Source organism: Plantibacter sp. T3 (genome assembly GCF_902506515.1).
Classification (GTDB): domain Bacteria; phylum Actinomycetota; class Actinomycetes; order Actinomycetales; family Microbacteriaceae; genus Plantibacter; species Plantibacter auratus.
In genome coordinates, this window is sequence record NZ_LR733286.1 from 252,254 (window position 1) to 268,585 (window position 16,332).

The following is a 16,332-nucleotide window of genomic DNA, read 5'->3' on the forward strand; positions in this document are numbered from 1 at the left end:
GACACGCTGCCCGCACGCCCCATCCGAACGGCCGGTGCAGGACGATCGGTCGGGCAGGATGAGGGCATGATCATGTTGTTCCCGGCCGCCGTCTTCGCGGTGCTCTACGTCGCGAGCCGACGCCGCGACGCCCGCCGCCTGCGCAACGGGGTCTTCCTGGTCTCCGCGATCGCCTGCGGGCTGGTGGCGCTCCTCTCGGAGGCGTCCCGCACGACGCCGTTCACCGTGCTCCTCGCCGCGTTCGGCACGGTCCTGCTGGTGGGCGTGCTCGGGGTCCTCCTCATCGGCAACGGCATCACGATGCTCCGGCTCGAAGGACGCAGCCTGGGCAACCTGCTCTCGCTGTTCGCCGGGGTCGCGATCCTCGTCCTGCCCGTGCTGGCCGTGCTGCTGGTCCTCGGAGCGCACCCGCAGTCCCTGCCCTCGTGGCTGACGATCGTCCTCGTCGCGCTGGGTCTCCTGCTCGGGTTCGCGTGCTTCTACGCGGCGGCGACCTTCGCGGCCTTCGGCGTGTACTCACTCGTCTACAGCCGCTACCGCCACACCCGGACGCCCGACGCCCTCGTCGTCCTCGGTTCCGGCCTCATCCACGGCGAGGTCCCGCCGTTACTGCGCAGTCGCCTGGACCTGGCACTCCGCATCTACCGGGCGAGAGCACCGGGGACGACGCGACCGATCCTGATCCCGTCCGGCGGCCAGGGCGACGACGAACCGCGCCCGGAGGGGACGGCCATGGCCGAGTACCTCGTCGCGAACGGCGCGGACCCGACGGACGTGCTCCCGGAGACCGCGTCCACGAGCACGCGCGAGAACCTGTTGCTCTCCCGGGACCTGCAGCAGTCGGCCGGGCGGGACGGCGAGACGATCGTGGTGACGAACAACTACCACGTCCTCCGCGCGGCGCTCCTCGCACGTTCGATCGGGAGCGAGGCGCAGGTCATCGGCTCCCCGACGGCGGCCTACTACGTGCCGAGCGCGTTCCTCCGCGAGTACGTCGCCATCATGGTCGAGCACCGCCTGCTGAACGCGCTGGCGATCGCGGGCGTCGCTGGTCTGATCGCCCTCGCGGTGGTCTGGTCGCTCCTGCCGATCTGAGCCGCCGTCTCCGCCCCAGCACGGTGTCCGGAGCGCACGACGGGCCGTCGTCCGAGTGGATCGGAGGACGGCCCGTCGGTCGTGTGGTGTCCGACTCAGTCGGGTGCGGTGTCGTAGACCTCGCGGGCGTCGTCGGTGGCCTCGGAGGCCGGCCCGGAGTCGGGCTGGTGGTCGGCCGAACCGTCGGCGTCGCCACCCTCGCCCTCGGCCAGCGGTGCGTCGAGCTCGGTCGAGGGCTCCGGGGTCTCGACGGCCTCCTCGGTCGCCTGCTCCTCGTCGGGAGCCGCGTCCTCCGAGCCGGTGCCGTCGACGGTCTGACTCGACCCATCCGAGCCCGGTCCGGCGGTCGTCTGGTCGGAGCTCACGAGCTCTGCGGTGTCGATGTCGGCACCCTCCCAGGCTTCCTGGTCCGCTCCGGCCGCACCGGTCGCGAGGTCGTCGCTTGAACGCTGGTCCTGCTGATCCGTCATGATGCACTCCTCTCCGCGGAACGCGTCGCGCTCCGTGTCCTCGGACTCTACGTCGTGATCCTCCACGGTCTCCCGGGGTTGACAGCCGCCGACGGGCGTCCGGGCCGGTCGCGATAGCGTGGGGACATGAGCCTCCCCGTCACGGACACGCGCGTCACCTATCCCTCCGGAGCCCTCGTCTCGACGGGCACGGTGCTGCACGTCGAACCCGTCGGCGACCACCTCGCCGTCGTGCTCGACGAGACGGCCTGCCACCCGGTCGACGCCGCGTGGCCCGACCAGCCCGCCGACACGGCGACCATCACCTTCGGTGCGGGCACGAGTGCCGTGGAGGTCGCCGTGACCGACTGCGTCGTCGCCGCGACCGACGGCACTCAGTTGTACCTCGGCGCCGACATCCCCGTGAAGAAGGGCACCGAGGGGTGGGCCTTCCTCGTCGCCCATCTGGTCTCCGCCGAGGCGACCCCGAGCGCCGTCGAGGGCGAGACGGCCCGCGTCGAGGTGGACGCGTCCACCCGACACGCGCTCTCCGCCGGACACACCGGTTGCCACCTCGCATCACTCGCCCTGAACGCCGCGCTCGCCGACGCCTGGCGCAAGGAGGTCGTCCCCGACGCCCTCGGGGCTCCGGATTTCGACGCGCTCGCCTGCGAGTCGTCGCGGATCGCTCCGAACGCGTCGACCGACCGTTACCGCATCGGCAAGTCGCTTCGACGGAAGGGGTTCGACCCGGCCGCCCTCGACGACCTCGACGCGCTCGGGTCACGCATCCGGAACACGCTCGATGGTTGGTTGGACAGCGGCGCCGCCGTCCGGATCGATCGCGAGGGTGAGCTGCTCACCGATCGGCGCAGCTGGCACTGCGAGCTGCCGGGCGGCCCCGCGGTCATCGCCTGCGGCGGCACCCACGTGGCGTCATTGGGCGAGTTCTCGAACATCGCCGTCTGGCTGGAAAGCGAAGACGTCGACGGCGCCGCGGTGCTGTCGATGGTCAGCACGGTCGTCCCGGCCGGCTGACCGGCGGCTCGGCGGTTGACCGGCGACTAGGCGGCGATGCCGGTGGAGGCCGCGCTGCCGACGCCGGCGAGCAGGCCACCCATGACGAACACCCAGAGCAGCACGAGCGCCGCCCAGCCGAGCAGGAACAGCCCGTTGAGCACGACGCCCGTGATGGCCATCGCGCGACCGGCGGGCTCGCGGCGGAGCCCCATGAGGCCGAGGACGAATCCGACGACCGGGAGCACGAAGGTGAACCCGAAGAACAGCGACACCAGGCCGATGACCATGCTGGAGATGCTGAGCCCCTTCGGCGGCGACGCCGGGTACGGGTAAGGCGCGGGGTACACGGGCGCATACGGCTGCGCGTACGGCTGCATGCCGTACTGCGGCGGGTAGGGCTGCTGCTGCGGGTAGGGCGCCTGCTGGGCGTACGGCTGCACCCCGTACTGCTGCGGCTGGAGCTGCTGTTGCGGGTACGGCTGCGGCGGAACCGAATGCTGCGAGTACGCCTGCTGCGGCGCAGAGGGCTGCGGCTTGGATCCGTCCGGTGTGCTCATGCCCGTCAGCCTACCGACCAGCCCGCGCTCGATGCCCGACCCCTCGCCCCGACGGCAGCCTCCAGCTCTCTGGGAGCTCACGCTCAAGGGCGGTGAGGGGCCCGGAAAGCGACTACCGTATTCGTGCGGTCCTCGCAGTGAACCCGGAACACGGACCGCGCCACACCCAGAAGGAGCACCGTGCAGAACGACGCGATCGCCGAGGAACAGGACCATCTCGATCGGCTGCACGACGTGATCCGGTCGCAGTCGGACCTCGAGGAACGACGCTCCGAACTGGCCCTCCGCGCCTTCGACGGCGACGACGACTCGAGCTTCTCGGAACGCGACGCCCTGGTCGCCCACCACCGCCAGCGGATGGTCGAGCTGCGTTCGTCCAGCTACGGACTCCTCTTCGGCCTCCTCGAACGCGAGACCGACGAACGCCACCACATCGGGCGCATCGGCCTGCGCGACCCGGAGAGCGGCGACCAGCTCCTGTTGGACTGGCGCGCGCCGGCCTCGCGCCCGTTCTACACCGCGACGCCGCTCCGCCCCGAAGGCCTCCGGCTGCGCCGCCGCATCGGCACGGCCGGTCGCCGCGTCACGGAAGTGCACGACGAGGTCCTCGACACGACCATGCTCAGCGACGACGAGCCGAGCGGCATCGGCGAGTCCGGTGCGCTGCTGGCGGCCCTCGGTCGCGCCCGGACCAAGCACATGGCGGACATCGTCGACACCATCCAGGCCGAGCAGGATGCGATCATCCGCGCGCCCCTCCCCGGCACGCTCCTCGTCCAGGGCGGTCCGGGCACCGGGAAGACCGCCGTCGCGCTCCACCGCGCCGCGTACCTCCTGTACGAGCACCGCGAGCGGCTCATGCGCAGTGTCGTGCTCATCGTCGGGCCGAACTCGACCTTCCTCGACTACATCAGCCGCGTGCTGCCGTCGCTCGGCGAGACCGCCGTCGTCCTCGTCACACCGGCGACCCTCGTGCCCGGACTCGACGCACACGCGGAGGACTCGCTCGAGGCCGCCGAACTCAAGGGTCGACTGCGGATGGCCGACGTCGTCGCCCGGGCCGTCCGCGAGCGCCAGGTGCCGCTCGACGAGCCGGTCACGATCCGCATCGCCGGTGACGGCCCGCTCCGCGTCACGCCGGGCGTCCTGCGCCGGATCAAGGCCGGCATCGAGCGCTCCGGCACGCCGCACAACGAGGCGAAGCTGCGGTTCGACCGCGCCGTGCTGACGCACCTCATCGGGCTCGAGGCGAAGCGCGACGGCTTCGAGCCCCGCACGGGCGACGATGCCGACGAGCGTCGACAGGAGCTGAGCGAGGAGCCCGAGGTCGAGGAGCTGCTCGACACGATGTGGCCGATCCTCGAGCCGGCCGAGATCATCGACCGCCTCTTCACCGATCCAGAGCTGCTCGCTCGCGTCGCGCCCGACCACACCGAGGAGGAGCGTCGCCTCCTGCTCCGCGAACCCGTCGCCGGAACGGACGGCGCAGGTGAGACCGACTGGGCGGCCCGGCTCACGCCCGGCGACATCGCCCTCGTCGACGAGGCCGCCGAGCTCATCGGCGAGGACCAGCGTCCCGAGCTGGAACGCCAGCGCCGCGCCGCCTACGAGCGCCGGCACGACGTCGAGTACGCGCGCAGTGTGCTCGAGATGATCGGTGACATCAGCATCGACGACGAGGCCCAGGACGACGACTACCTCCGTTCCGCCCAGGACCTCGCCGACCGCCAGACCGTGGAGGACGACCGCAGCCCCGCGGAACGCGCCGCGAGCGACCGCACCTGGGTCTACGGGCACGTCATCATCGACGAGGCGCAGGAGCTCACCCCCATGCTGCTGCGGGCCGTCCTGCGACGCGGTCCCAACCGCTCGATGACGCTCGTCGGCGACATCAACCAGCAGAGCACCTCCGCCACCCGCTCCAGCTGGCAGGAGCTGCTCGGCCCCCAGCTCCCGCGCTGGACCGAGGAGCTGCTCACCGTCAACTACCGGACGCCCGAGCAGATCATGGCGCTCGCCGATCCCGTCCGGCTCGAACTCGACCCGGACTCCCCGGCGCCCGTGTCGATCCGACGCGGCGAGGAGGAGCCCGTGCAGCTCACGGTCGAACCCGCCGCCCTGGCCCCGACCGCTGTCCGCGCCGCCATCGACGCGATCACCGCACACGCCGGTATCGCGGGCGTCATCGCACCGCGCTCGCTCCTGGCGGAGATCGACGCCCTCCTCGCCGACGCCGGGGCGGACCGTGCCCGGGTGTGGACCGGCACCGCGCGCGAGAGCAAGGGCCTCGAGTTCGACAGCGTCGTCCTCGTGCAGCCCGACGCGCTGGGCGGGACAGGACACGCGGCCCTGTCGCTCCGGTACGTCGCGCTCACCCGTGCCACCCAACGGCTCACGGTCGTCGACTCGTCGAGCTGACCGTGGGCAACCGGCGACGCACCGTCGTCCGGACCCCTCCAGAGCACCGGGCGACGGGAAGGACCGTAGGCTTGGGCTCTGCCAACAGAATGTGAGGCTGGGATGAAGGTCATCAGCTACAACCTCCGGAAGAACAAGGCCAGCGGCGAGCTCGTCGCGCTCACCGAAGAGTTCGGCCCGGACGTCCTCGCGTTGCAGGAGGCTGACACCCTGCAGCTGCCCGCCGAGCTCGGCGGCCTGCACCTCGCCGACAGCACCCACCGCAACCGGCTCGGCCTCGCGATCTACTACCGCCGCGACCGGTTCACCGCCGAGTCGACACAGACGTTCGCGTTGAAGAAGTCGCTGCACGACATGGTGCTCGCGCCGGCGCACGAGCGGCTCATCGGCACCCGCCTCACCGATGTCGAGGCCGGGCGCGAACTCATCGTCGCCTCGTTCCACGCGGCCCCGCTCACCGCGCTCAACTCACTGCGTCGGCACCAGATCAAGGCCGCGCACGAGCAGCTGCACGCGATGGGCGACGTCCCGACGCTCATGGTCGGCGACTACAACTACCCGCTCTTCCAGAAGGGTCTCGGCACCAAGATGCAGGAGAGCGGCTACGACCTGAGCCTCAGTGACCGCAGCACCTACACCCGCTACAAGATGTTCCGTGGGCACTTCGACTTCGCGACGTCCGTGGGCCTCAAGATCGACCGGGTGCAGACGCTCCGCCGCGGCATCTCGGACCACCTGCCGATCCTCGTGGACGCGAGCTACGGCTTCGCCGTGCCCGAGGACGACGACGCGCCGGAGTCCGCCGCCCGCTGACCCGGTCGCCTGCCCCTGTGCGCGCCCCGTCCGGTTCGCAATTCAGGATGCGCTCGGCGCGGCGACCTCCTGCCGCGGCGTGCCACGCGGGAAACGCCGCGCTCGTCCTGAGTTGTGAACTCGGAAGCGACGTCAGATGAGGCCGCGGAGGAACTCCTGGACGCTCGTCCCGGCCTCGCGGGCGCGACGGACCAGGCGCTCGTGCTCGTCGGACGTGAGGTCGAGGGTGAGCTGGTGCCACGTCGGTTCGACGTCGAGCGAGAACAGCGCGCCGTCGTCCTCCGCGTCGAACACGGGGGCGGTGCGTTCCTCCTCGACCTCGAGGTCGACGAACAGCTCCGGCTCGGTCGTCTCGGGAGCGTCTTCAGCGCCGGCATCAGCCTCGGTGGTCGACGGGGTCTCCGCAGCTCCGGCGCGGGTCCAACCGGGCCCCTCCGGCACCGGCGTCTTGCGCTGGAAGGCCTCAGCCGCCGTGCGGGCGCGGATGTCGGCGGCCTCGTTGAGTCGGTGACCGACGTGCCCCTTCACCCACTCGAACCGGTAGCGCCGCCCGGCGATGGCGGCGTCGATCTCCTGCATGAGCTCGAGGTTCATGACGGGCTTGCCGTCGCCCTTCTTCCAACCCTTCTTCTTCCAGCCCGGCATCCACTTCGTGATCGAGTCGATGACGTATTTGCTGTCGCAGAGGATGTGGAGGTCCTCGTCGAGGTGCTCGGTGGCGCGGAACAGTTCGAGGACGGCGCGCAGCTCGCCCATGTTGTTCGTGCCGTGCGGCCATCCCCCGGCTGCCCAGCAATCGTCGTCGACATACCAGGCCCAGCCGGCGGGTCCGGGGTTGCCGAGGGCGGAGCCGTCTGCGGCAGCGGTGATCGTCATGAGCGCCTTTCGATGAGTGCCCTCCATCGTATCGACGCACCACCGACGCCCCGACGCCGGTCTCGCGGTGCCGGTGCCGGGCTGGCCCGGCGTCAGGCGGGTGGCGTCAGGCGGGCGCGAAGACGCTGAGCGTGACGGCGACCGTGACCGTCGTGTAGCCGGGCAGGTCGGCGATCGCCTGCTCGAAGACGTCGTCGTCGAGGTGGTGGGCGCTCGGCCCCATGCGGACCTCGTCGCGCACCTCCTCCGGCATGAGTTCGACCGCGTAGTCGAGCGTGTCGCGGGAGCGGAGCTCGAACCCGTCGAGCTGCGCGTCGAGGCGGGCGTCCTTGCGCTCGGCGATCCCGATCATGCCGAGCCGGTCGCGCAGCTCTGCCAGGTGACCGGGTTGCGGCGTCACGACGGTGAGCAGGCCGTCCGGGCGGAGCACCCGACGCATCTCGGGACCGTTGCGTGGGCCGAAGATGCTCAACAGGTGGTCGACCGACGCCGCCTGCAGCGGGAACGGCGCCCAGGCGTCAGCGGTCGCCGCTGCAGCCCGACCGTGTGCGCGCGCGGCGCGACGAGCGGCGAGCGGCGACAGGTCGAACCCGAAGCCGCGCCAGGCCGGCCGGGCGTCGAGGATCCGGCCCAGATAGTAGCCGGTCCCGCCGGCGATGTCCACGACGAGCGGGGCGCTGTCGTCGTCGACCGAGCCGTCCGGGAGGAAGCGCGCGAGCGGCAGGGTCGTTGCGACGTGGTCGGCGATCGGCTCGTAGTGCTCGGCCTCGAGGAACGCTGCGCGGGCCGCGACCATCTCCTGCGTGTCGCCGGTCTTCGGCGTCCGACCGCCGACGACGAGCGAGGCGTACCCCTGCCGGGCGATGTCGAAGCTGTGACCGGCGGGGCAGCGGAGCACGCGGTCGCCGAGCTCGAGGGTCGCGGTGCAGATCGTGCACGCGAGATCGGGGGCGACGAGGCTCAGCCGATCGTGCTGCGGGACGTCACCGAGGATCGGCATGCCTTCGAAACGCTCCGCTTCCAGCTGCTGTGTCCGTCGCCGCCGCGATGCTTCCGGTTGTCGCACTTCACCCACACGGTGAGTCTAGGCGCGTGCCGCATGGTGCGTGCGCCGGAACGTTCGAGCAGCGATCCGTCGCGGCGGGCTTCGGCACCGCGGTGACTCGATCAGCTCGGTGACTCAGTCCTCGAGCGCGCTCCGCAGACGCTCGACGTCCTCGTGCGCTGCGTCGCTCGCACGCTGCGCCCGGTCAGCCTCTCGTTGGCGTCGGGCCCACTCGCGATCGGCGTCGGCGATGTCCGCGTCGAGCTCCTCGAGCCGCCGTGCGAGGTCCTCGCGGTCACGCTGCAGTCCCGATCGCCGGACCGCCGACTCGTCCAGGAAGGCGGTCGCCTCCTCACTCGCGCTGGACGCTGCCTCCTCGTCGCGCTCGGCCGCCTCCAGCCGGGTCCGAAGGCGTCGGCGTCGGTCGTCGTCGTCGTCGGAACGGTCGCCGTCTCCGTCGCCCCACGTCCCGAGGGAGCCGTCGGCGGTGGAGCGCCCACCGGGGGATCCTGGACCGCCGACCACACCACCCCACCCCGCTCCGCTCGAGGTCGGGGCGTCGGTCAGCCGCCCGGACGACACCTGCGCGGCGAGATCGGCGTCGGCACTCGCCGCTTGCAGACCCTGACGGACGGTCTCGATCACCGCTCCGGAGAGGGACACCCCCTCCGCTGCTGCGGCCTCGACGGTGGCGGTGACGAGCGTCGCGATCAGCGAGCGACGTTCGGTGCCGAGCGTGCGGAGCGCTGTGGCGTCGCCGGAGCGTTGAGCGTCGCCGAGCGCGGAGCCGAGTTGTTCCAGTTCGCTGAGCAGGTCCGGGCGGTGCGCCGTCAACACGTTGAGCGCCCAGGCGGCGACCGACGGTTTGCGGAGCGCGAGGATCGCCGTCGCCAGGTCGCCGTCTCCGTCGTCGCGCGCTGCGACGGCCAGGCGTTTGCGCTCCGCCACGAAGCCGCTGAGGGGGACGCGCAGCAACTCGACGGCTGCGGACGCGAGGCCAGTCGGGGCCGGCGTTCCGGTGTCGCGGTCATCGGGCACGGTGCCGCTCCCTCGCATCATTTCACGTCAGGCTAGCGCCCTCTTGCGCCAGAACGGAGTCCGACTGTCGCCTTTTCGGGGGTCGATACCGACAATGTGGACATGGATGCCAGACCTTACCCCGACACGGTGGAGCCGCCAGAAACAGCGGCCTGCACCGACTTGAAGTCCCTCCTCAGGACCGTGGACTTCCCGATCTCACGCCGCGAACTGCAGTCGATCGCCGTCCGTTCCGGACTCGACCGCGGGACGCTCGCCGCGCTCAACACGCTCACCGAAGAGCACTACGCCGGCTCGTTCAGCATCCTCCGCGAACTCCGCCACCACGGCGAGCTCCGTCGCTCCGCCTGACCACCCCGCCCCGACACCTGGCGGATTCCCCAGCGCGGTGCGCTGGCGTGAGCGCGGGTCACAGCCCCGAGCGCGGGTCTCCGGAGGGGCGCGCTCACGCTTGCGGGGCGCGGTGACGTCAGCGCACCGCGCTGGCGATTCCGGCAGACATCGTGCAACGCAGAAACCCCCGGCGAGCCGAGGGTTTCGAGCTGAGATCCAGTGCGGAGACGGCGGGATTTGAACCCGCGGTCCCCTTACGGGGACTCCACCTTAGCAGGGTGGTGCACTAGGCCGAACTATGCGACGTCTCCATGTGCGCTCGCGAGCGGACGCACGACGACCAGCATAACCGGTGATGGGCGTGGTGACGAATCCCCGGGTCCGAACCCGGGTCCGAGACGCCCTTCGACACTTCGACAAGCTCAGTGCGGCGCAGCTCAGGGACCGAACCAGGTTGGGACCGGGCCGCTGACGGACCGGGACGCCTACTGGTTGTCGAGGGTACGACCGCGGGAGCAGGTGCGCTGGTCGGCGGTCTGGCCCGTCACGGACGACGGGAGGACCACTGCACCACCGGCGGAGGGGTCGGTCGCATCGGCAGGCGGAGCCGTCGCGGCAGGATCGCCACCGGCATCCGCACCCTCGGCGGGATCGACCGCGGTCGGGTCGGTCGGGTTCGCCACCGCACCGGCGCCCGTCGCGCCCGAGAGCTGGATGGGCTGGTCGTTGCCGAGCGCCTCGAACAGCGCGGCTGCCGCATCGTCGATCGGCTCGACGCCACCCTCGACGGCCGCGTTCGGATACTGCACGAACGCGATGTTCGCGAGGTCGACCTCACGCAGCGTCATGGCGATCGCGATCATCGTGTCGAGGCTCGTCAGGCTGTCGGACAGCTGCATGTTCTTCGCCGCCGCTTTGGCCAGGGAGTAGAGGATTCCAGGGTTGGTCAGCGTCTCGGCGCTCTTCACCTGCTGCATCATCGCCGACAGGAACACCTGCTGGTTGCTGATGCGACTGAGGTCGCTGCCGTCGCCGACACCGTGCCTGGTGCGGAGGAACTGCAGTGCCTCGTACCCCTCGAGCGTGTGCTCGCCGGCCGAGAGGAAGGTGTTCGTGTACTCGTCCTCGATCGGGTCGGCGACACACACCGTCACCCCACCGAGCGCGGTCGACATCGCCATCACGCCACTGAACTGGACCTCTGCGGCGAACGGGATCTCGAGGCCGGTGAGCTGCGACACCGTCAACGCCGTGCAGGCGAGCCCCCCGTAGCTGAGCGAGGTGTTGATCTTCTGCCGACTCATCGAGTCGAACGAGCCACCGGACGGGTCGGGGCAGGACGGGATGGGGACGAACATGTCGCGCGGGAAGCTGACGACGGTCGCGTTGCTGTGGTCTTCGGAGATGTGCACGAGCATCGTGACGTCGTTGAGGTTGCCGGTCTCCTCTTCGGCATCACCGAAGACGGGATCCTGGCCGGCGCGCGAGTCGCTGCCGACGATGAGGAGGTTCACCCCGCCCGGATACGCTCCGATCGCGGGCAGGTCGGTGACCGCCTCACCCTGCGAGTCGACGAGCGCGACGCCGGGCTTCACGGTCGCGGCGACGTCCCAGAGGGCGATGCCGGCCACGATGCCACCGCTGACCAGCGCGACCGCGAGCGTCGAGGCGACGATCTTCAGGCCGGTCGTGATCGGGTTCGACCGCTTGAGTCGTCCGTGGCGGGCGATGGTCGCGAGCTTCTTCGGGCGGGGCCCACGAGCTGCCGGTCGGCGTGCCGCGGCGTCGCCGGCGGGCTCGTCGATGTCGGTCGAATGCGGGGGCATTCGTCGATTCAACCACGGGTTCATGTGAAGCGCACAGCCGGAGGCCGTGGGCGCCGAGGTGCGGGAGTCTCTGAGGACGGTGAAGAAAGTGCGGAGGGCGTGGGATTCGAACCCCGCAACGCGCCAGCATTGCGCCGCCAGGCCCAACCAGCCATCTGATGAACGTGCGGAGGGCGTGGGATTCGAACCCACGAGACATTTCTGCCCACCAGTTTTCAAGACTGGCTCCATCGGCCGCTCGGACAGCCCTCCTGATGGTCGATCGCCCGCGATGACGCAGCTGACGACCAGGATCGAGTGTATCGGATGGGGCCAGCGACGAAGCGGCCCCATCCGATCACGCGGTGACTACTGGTCTTCCTCCGGACGACCGGCCGTGCAGGTGTTCTGTGCGGCGTTCTGGCCCGTGATCGTGTCGGGCAAGGCGACGGGGCCGGCGGCGGACGGGTCCGCGGGCGCTGCCGGGTCCGCCGTGGCAGCCGGATCGGCAGCCGCGTCGGTGGTCGCCGGGTCTGGCGTGACCGGCGCGTTCGGGTCGGTCACGACGTACTTGCCGGTGGCGGACAGGGCGACGGCCTGGTCGCTCTGCAGCGCCGTCCACAGGACGTCGGCATCGGACGTCGCCTCGACTCCGCCCTCGACCGTGGCCGTCGGCGTCTGGACGAACGCGACGCGGTCGAGCGGGATGTCCTTGAGCGCTGCGGCGATCGACACCATCGTGTCGATGTTGTTCAGGCTGCTCGACAGGGTCACGTTCTTCAGCGCGGCGCGGGCGATCGAGTAGAGCTTGATCGGGTCGGAGAGCGTGTCGCTGCTCTTCAGCGTGCGGACGAGCGAGGAGAGGAAGACCTGCTGGTTCGAGATCCGCGAGAGGTCGCTGCCGTCGCCGACGCCGTGACGTGAGCGGAGGAAGGCGAGGGCGGACGCGCCCGAGAGGTCGTGGGTGCCGACGTCGAGGTTGATGCCGCTCCAGGCGTCGTTGAGGGGCTCGGTGACACACACCGGCACGCCGCCGACCGCGTTCGACATCGAGATGACGCCGTCGAAGCCGATCTGCGCGGCGAACGGGATGGAGAGGCCGGTGATGCCCTCGACCGTGGAGACCGCGCAGGCGAGCCCGCCGTCGGCCCCGCCGTACATGAGGGCGGTGTTCATTTTGTCGCGACCGTTGCCGCCGTCGGCGCAGTCGCCGATCTGCACGTACATGTCGCGCGGGAAGCTGACGACCGTGGCGCTCGAGTGGTCTGCCGAGATGTGCATGAGGATCGTGACGTCGTTGAGGTTCTCGTCTCGCTCGCCGTACGCCTGGTTGCCATCGCCCGAGTCGCTGCCGACGAGGAGCAGGTTGACGCCGCCCTCGATCGCGCCGATGTTGGGCGGCGGCGCACCCGGCGTCTCGTTGTCGAGGTGGGCGACGGGCTTGACGCTGTTGGCGAGGTCGAGCGCGGCCACACCGGCGACCGCGATGCCACTCACGCCGACGACGGCGGCCGTCGCGGCGACGATCTTCGCGACGGTGACGAACGGGTTCGACTTGCGGAGTCTGCCGTGACGGACGGCGGCGCGCGGTTTGGACGCGTCGGCGTTGCGGGTCATGGATCTCGCTCTCGTCTCAGGAACAGGGGTGGCCGGAACCCAGGAGACCGGGCTGCGGCGAGTCGTCCGGCGACACCTGGAGCAGGCGCGCACCGACGCCCGTGCCCACCGGAAACGGCGTATCGGCACGGAGCTTTGGACGATGCTAACCCGAAATGCTCCTCAGGAGCTGAGAGAGACCGTCGTCGGTGACCGTGCCGGTGACCTCCGACGCGACCGCGAGGACCTCCTCGGGCGCCTGGCCCATGGCGACACCGCGCCCTCCGGCGGCGGCCCAGCCGAGCATGTCGACGTCGTTGCGGCCGTCGCCGACGGCGACCATCTGCGAGCGCTCGAGCCCCAGCCACTCCCGGACACGTTCCAGCGCGGTCGCCTTGTTGACGCCCTTCGGCGCGATGTCGAGCCACGCCGTCCACCCGATCGCGTAGCTCACCTGGCTGAGCCCGATCTTGTCGACGATGCGGAGGAACTCCTCCTCGTCGTGGCTCGGGGACACGACGACGACGCGTGTCACCGGGCTCGTCACGAGCTCCTCGAACGGGACCTCGATCGCGTTCTCGAGGTTCCAGTCCTCCATGCCGACCGTGTACTTGCGGAAGCCGTCGGGGTATTCGACCATGTAGCTGCCCTCGGAGAGGTGCGGCTGGATGAGCCCGAGGACCTCGGTCGGGTCGAAGGTCTCCATGAAGAAGCGTTCGTAGGAGTCGGGCTTCGACTCGTTCCGCTTCATGATGAGCGCACCGTTCGCGCAGACGACGTACTGCGGCGTCAGCTCGAGCTCCTCGAGCACCGGGCGCGTGCTCTCCCAGCTGCGACCGGTGGCCAAGGTGACGATGTGGCCGAGCGAGACCACGCGGCGCACCTCGTCGGCGACCGACAGGCTGAGCGAACCGTCCTCGTGCAGCACGGTGCCGTCGATGTCGAGGGCGACGAGCAGCGGGTTCGCGGTGGTGGTCGTCTCGTCCGTCATCGGATCGGCCTCGCGACCGCGATGCCGCCCAGGTACGGACGCAGCACCTCGGGGATGACGACGCTGCCGTCCTCCTGCTGGTGCGTCTCGAGGATCGCGACGATCCAGCGGGTGGTCGCGAGCGTTCCGTTGAGCGTCGCGACCGGCGTGGTCTTGCCCGACTCCCCGCGGTACCGGGTGTCGAGGCGACGCGCCTGGTAGGTGGTGCAGTTCGAGGTGCTGGTGAGCTCGCGGTACGCGTCCTGCGTCGGCACCCAGGCCTCGACGTCGAACTTGCGTGCCGCGCTCGACCCGAGGTCGCCGGCGGCCGTGTCGATGACCCGGTAGCTGAGGCCGAGCGACTGCAGCATCGCCTCCTGGTACGACAGCAGGCGCTCGTGCTCGGCGGCGGCGTCCTCCGGCTTGGTGTAGACGAACATCTCGAGCTTGTTGAACTGGTGCACCCGGATGATGCCGCGGGTGTCGCGCCCGTAGGACCCGGCCTCCTTGCGGTAGCAGGTCGACCAGCCGGCGTAGCGGAGCGCGCCCTCCTCGAGGTCGAGGATCTCGTCGGAGTGGTACCCGGCGAGCGCCACCTCGCTCGTGCCGGTGAGGAAGAGGTCTTCACCGGCGATCTGGTAGACCTCGTCGGCGTGCTCGCCGAGGAAGCCGGTGCCCTTCATGATCTCGGGGCGCACGAGCGTCGGCGTGATGAGCGGGACGAAGCCGGCCTCGATCGCGCGGTCGAGCGCGAGGTTCATGAGGGCGATCTCGAGGCGGGCGCCGATGCCGCGGAGGAAGTAGAAGCGCGAGCCGCTGACCTTGGTGCCGCGCTGCATGTCGATGGCGCCGAGGAGTTCCCCGAGCTCGAGGTGGTCGCGCGGGGTGAAGTCGAACGAGGGGCGTTCGCCGACCTCGCGGAGCGTGATGAAGTCGGCCTCGCCGCCGGCGGGCACGCCCTCGAGGACCGGGTTCTGGATGCGACCGGCGACGTCGGCGAAGTAGGCCTCGGCCTCGGTCGCGACCTGCTGGGCCTCCTTGACGCGGGCGGCGAGCTGCTGCGCTTGGGCGACGAGGGCGGCCTTCTCCTCCTTGGGGGCCTTGGCGACCTGCTTGCCGAACGCGTTCTGCTCGGCACGGAGTTCCTCGAACCCGGTGATCGCAGCGCGGCGTGCGGTATCGGCGTCGATCGCCTGGTCGACGAGGTCGACGGAGGACCCTCGCTTCTGCTGCGACGCTCGGAGGACTTCTGGCTGTTCGCGGAGGAGTACGGGATCGATCACCCGGCAAGTCTAGCGATCGAGGTCGGTGACGAGGCCCCGGGACAGTACCGTTGGGCCATGCCGACTCCCCCGCACGCCGCGCTCGTGTACAACCCGGTGAAGGTCGACGCCACCCGGCTGCGGAGCGCGTTGGAGGCGCGGTCGCAGGAGGCGGGATGGGCGGCTCCGCACCTGTACGAGACGAGCGTCGACGACCCCGGTGTCGGTCAGGCGAGGCGAGCGGTCCTCGACGGCGCCCGGGTGGTGCTCGTGGCCGGCGGCGACGGGACCGTGCGGGCCGTCGCCGAGGGGCTGCGCGGGAGCGGTGTGCCGCTGACCCTCATCCCCTCGGGGACCGGCAACCTGCTCGCGAGGAACCTGAAGCTGCCGCTCGGCGACCAGGTGGCCGCGATCGGGACGGCGTTCACGGGCGACACGCGCGCGATCGACATCGGCGTCGCCATGATCACCCGCGCCGACGGGTCGGAGGAGGAGCACGCGTTCGTGGTGATGGCCGGCATGGGCATCGACGCGATGATGATCGCCACCGCGAACCCCGACCTCAAGAAGTCGCTCGGCTGGCTCGCCTACGTCGAGTCCGGTCTCCGCTCGATCGCCACGGCCGCGCCGTTCCGCATCCACTACCAGTTGCGCGGGCACCGTCAGCATGCGGCGACCGTGAGCTCGGTGCTCGTCGGGAACTGCGGCACGTTGCAGGGCGGCGTGCAGCTCATGCCGGACGCCGAACTCGACGACGGGTTCCTCGACGTCGCGGTGCTGCAACCGAAGGGTGCCTTCGGCTGGCTGCTCGTGTGGCGGAAGGTGACGTGGGAGAACCGGGTCCTGCGGCGGACTGCCGTGGGGCGACGGATGATCCGTTTCACCGAGGGCCGGGGTGGGAACACCGTGACGAACCTGCGTGCTGAGGCGCTGACCGTGCGGGTCGACGAGGCCCAGGACCTCGAGCTCGACGGCGACGCGTTCGGCATGGCGACCATGGTCGCGTTCGACGCGCACCGCGGCGGGCTGCTCGTCAAGCTCCCGTAGCCGGCGAC

15 protein-coding genes and 2 tRNA genes are annotated in these 16,332 nt (G+C 70.5%); 6 read left to right on the forward strand and 11 right to left on the reverse strand.

Going from position 1 to position 16,332, the window contains the following annotated elements:
* The first annotated feature begins 66 nt into the window (after window positions 1–66).
* On the forward strand, window positions 67–1,095 hold the full coding sequence (locus GV015_RS01235) for a YdcF family protein (protein ID WP_159876049.1): 1,029 nt from the start codon (window positions 67–69) through the stop codon (window positions 1,093–1,095).
* Window positions 1,096–1,190: 95 nt separating this feature from the next.
* Here GV015_RS01235 and GV015_RS01240 read toward each other — a convergent pair whose 3' ends face one another.
* Window positions 1,191–1,565: a hypothetical protein gene (locus GV015_RS01240; RefSeq protein WP_124767560.1), complete on the reverse strand. Its 375-nt coding sequence runs from the start codon at window positions 1,563–1,565 to the stop codon at window positions 1,191–1,193.
* A 126-nt stretch (window positions 1,566–1,691) separates the two neighbouring features.
* Here GV015_RS01240 and GV015_RS01245 point away from each other — a divergent pair, with 126 nt between their 5' ends.
* Window positions 1,692–2,582, forward strand: coding sequence for a metal-dependent hydrolase (locus tag GV015_RS01245; protein ID WP_159876051.1), 891 nt, complete (start codon window positions 1,692–1,694; stop codon window positions 2,580–2,582).
* 26 nt (window positions 2,583–2,608) lie between these two features.
* Here the strand turns inward: GV015_RS01245 and GV015_RS01250 are convergent, their stop codons facing one another.
* Window positions 2,609–3,121 carry a DUF4190 domain-containing protein gene (locus GV015_RS01250; RefSeq protein ID WP_159876053.1) on the reverse strand — a complete coding sequence of 171 codons (513 nt, stop codon included), beginning with the start codon at window positions 3,119–3,121 and terminating at the stop codon, window positions 2,609–2,611.
* A gap of 180 nt (window positions 3,122–3,301) precedes the next feature.
* Here GV015_RS01250 and GV015_RS01255 point away from each other — a divergent pair, with 180 nt between their 5' ends.
* Both GV015_RS01255 and GV015_RS01260 read left to right on the forward strand, forming a co-directional pair.
* Window positions 3,302–5,539 carry a UvrD-helicase domain-containing protein gene (locus GV015_RS01255; protein ID WP_159876056.1) on the forward strand — a complete coding sequence of 746 codons (2,238 nt, stop codon included), beginning with the start codon at window positions 3,302–3,304 and terminating at the stop codon, window positions 5,537–5,539.
* A gap of 102 nt (window positions 5,540–5,641) precedes the next feature.
* Complete coding sequence (locus GV015_RS01260) at window positions 5,642–6,352, forward strand: endonuclease/exonuclease/phosphatase family protein (protein WP_079706474.1); 711 nt, start codon at window positions 5,642–5,644, stop codon at window positions 6,350–6,352.
* Window positions 6,353–6,484: 132 nt separating this feature from the next.
* On the opposite strand, the gene GV015_RS01265 is transcribed toward GV015_RS01260, so the two are convergent.
* From GV015_RS01265 to GV015_RS01275, 3 genes are all read right to left on the reverse strand, one after another.
* On the reverse strand, window positions 6,485–7,228 hold the full coding sequence (locus GV015_RS01265) for an RNase H family protein (protein WP_159876058.1): 744 nt from the start codon (window positions 7,226–7,228) through the stop codon (window positions 6,485–6,487).
* A 106-nt stretch (window positions 7,229–7,334) separates the two neighbouring features.
* The gene (locus tag GV015_RS01270) at window positions 7,335–8,303 is read right to left on the reverse strand and encodes a putative RNA methyltransferase (protein ID WP_159876060.1); all 969 of its coding nucleotides are present in this window, start codon (window positions 8,301–8,303) and stop codon (window positions 7,335–7,337) included.
* A gap of 105 nt (window positions 8,304–8,408) precedes the next feature.
* Window positions 8,409–9,311, reverse strand: a complete 903-nt coding sequence (locus GV015_RS01275; protein WP_159876062.1) for a hypothetical protein — start codon at window positions 9,309–9,311, stop codon at window positions 8,409–8,411.
* A 102-nt stretch (window positions 9,312–9,413) separates the two neighbouring features.
* Here GV015_RS01275 and GV015_RS01280 point away from each other — a divergent pair, with 102 nt between their 5' ends.
* Entirely contained in the window at window positions 9,414–9,662 is a 249-nt protein-coding gene (locus GV015_RS01280) for a DUF2795 domain-containing protein (RefSeq protein ID WP_159876064.1), read from the forward strand.
* A gap of 204 nt (window positions 9,663–9,866) precedes the next feature.
* On the opposite strand, the gene GV015_RS01285 is transcribed toward GV015_RS01280, so the two are convergent.
* The 6 genes from GV015_RS01285 to serS all read right to left on the reverse strand — a co-directional run bounded on the left by GV015_RS01285 (window position 9,867) and on the right by serS (window position 15,298).
* Window positions 9,867–9,955: transfer RNA gene (locus GV015_RS01285), tRNA-Ser, on the reverse strand.
* A gap of 174 nt (window positions 9,956–10,129) precedes the next feature.
* Window positions 10,130–11,470 (reverse strand): LCP family protein, encoded by a 1,341-nt coding sequence (locus tag GV015_RS01290; protein WP_159876066.1) that lies wholly within the window; start codon window positions 11,468–11,470, stop codon window positions 10,130–10,132.
* 167 nt (window positions 11,471–11,637) lie between these two features.
* Window positions 11,638–11,722: transfer RNA gene (locus GV015_RS01295), tRNA-Ser, on the reverse strand.
* A gap of 96 nt (window positions 11,723–11,818) precedes the next feature.
* Window positions 11,819–13,066 (reverse strand): LCP family protein, encoded by a 1,248-nt coding sequence (locus tag GV015_RS01300; protein WP_079706469.1) that lies wholly within the window; start codon window positions 13,064–13,066, stop codon window positions 11,819–11,821.
* A 145-nt stretch (window positions 13,067–13,211) separates the two neighbouring features.
* A complete protein-coding gene (locus GV015_RS01305) occupies window positions 13,212–14,036 on the reverse strand; it encodes an HAD family hydrolase (RefSeq protein WP_159876068.1) in 825 nt (274 codons plus the stop codon).
* Window positions 14,033–15,298, reverse strand: a complete 1,266-nt coding sequence (gene serS / locus GV015_RS01310; protein WP_159876070.1) for a serine--tRNA ligase — start codon at window positions 15,296–15,298, stop codon at window positions 14,033–14,035. The genes GV015_RS01305 and serS overlap by 4 nt, the downstream gene beginning before the upstream one ends.
* 57 nt (window positions 15,299–15,355) lie before the next feature.
* Here serS and GV015_RS01315 point away from each other — a divergent pair, with 57 nt between their 5' ends.
* Window positions 15,356–16,324, forward strand: coding sequence for a diacylglycerol kinase family protein (locus GV015_RS01315; RefSeq protein WP_159876072.1), 969 nt, complete (start codon window positions 15,356–15,358; stop codon window positions 16,322–16,324).
* Window positions 16,325–16,332 lie beyond the last annotated feature (8 nt).

What these genes read in the sequence shown, in the direction of transcription:
- GV015_RS01235 (WP_159876049.1), top strand. Translation starts at nt 67, where the DNA reads ATGATCATGTTGTTCCCGGCCGCCGTCTTCGCGGTGCTCTACGTCGCG.
- GV015_RS01240 (WP_124767560.1), bottom strand. Translation starts at nt 1,565, where the DNA reads ATGACGGATCAGCAGGACCAGCGTTCAAGCGACGACCTCGCGACCGGT.
- GV015_RS01245 (WP_159876051.1), top strand. Translation starts at nt 1,692, where the DNA reads ATGAGCCTCCCCGTCACGGACACGCGCGTCACCTATCCCTCCGGAGCC.
- GV015_RS01250 (WP_159876053.1), bottom strand. Translation starts at nt 3,121, where the DNA reads ATGAGCACACCGGACGGATCCAAGCCGCAGCCCTCTGCGCCGCAGCAG.
- GV015_RS01260 (WP_079706474.1), top strand. Translation starts at nt 5,642, where the DNA reads ATGAAGGTCATCAGCTACAACCTCCGGAAGAACAAGGCCAGCGGCGAG.
- GV015_RS01265 (WP_159876058.1), bottom strand. Translation starts at nt 7,228, where the DNA reads ATGACGATCACCGCTGCCGCAGACGGCTCCGCCCTCGGCAACCCCGGA.
- GV015_RS01280 (WP_159876064.1), top strand. Translation starts at nt 9,414, where the DNA reads ATGGATGCCAGACCTTACCCCGACACGGTGGAGCCGCCAGAAACAGCG.
- GV015_RS01290 (WP_159876066.1), bottom strand. Translation starts at nt 11,470, where the DNA reads ATGCCCCCGCATTCGACCGACATCGACGAGCCCGCCGGCGACGCCGCG.
- GV015_RS01300 (WP_079706469.1), bottom strand. Translation starts at nt 13,066, where the DNA reads ATGACCCGCAACGCCGACGCGTCCAAACCGCGCGCCGCCGTCCGTCAC.
- GV015_RS01305 (WP_159876068.1), bottom strand. Translation starts at nt 14,036, where the DNA reads ATGACGGACGAGACGACCACCACCGCGAACCCGCTGCTCGTCGCCCTC.
- GV015_RS01315 (WP_159876072.1), top strand. Translation starts at nt 15,356, where the DNA reads ATGCCGACTCCCCCGCACGCCGCGCTCGTGTACAACCCGGTGAAGGTC.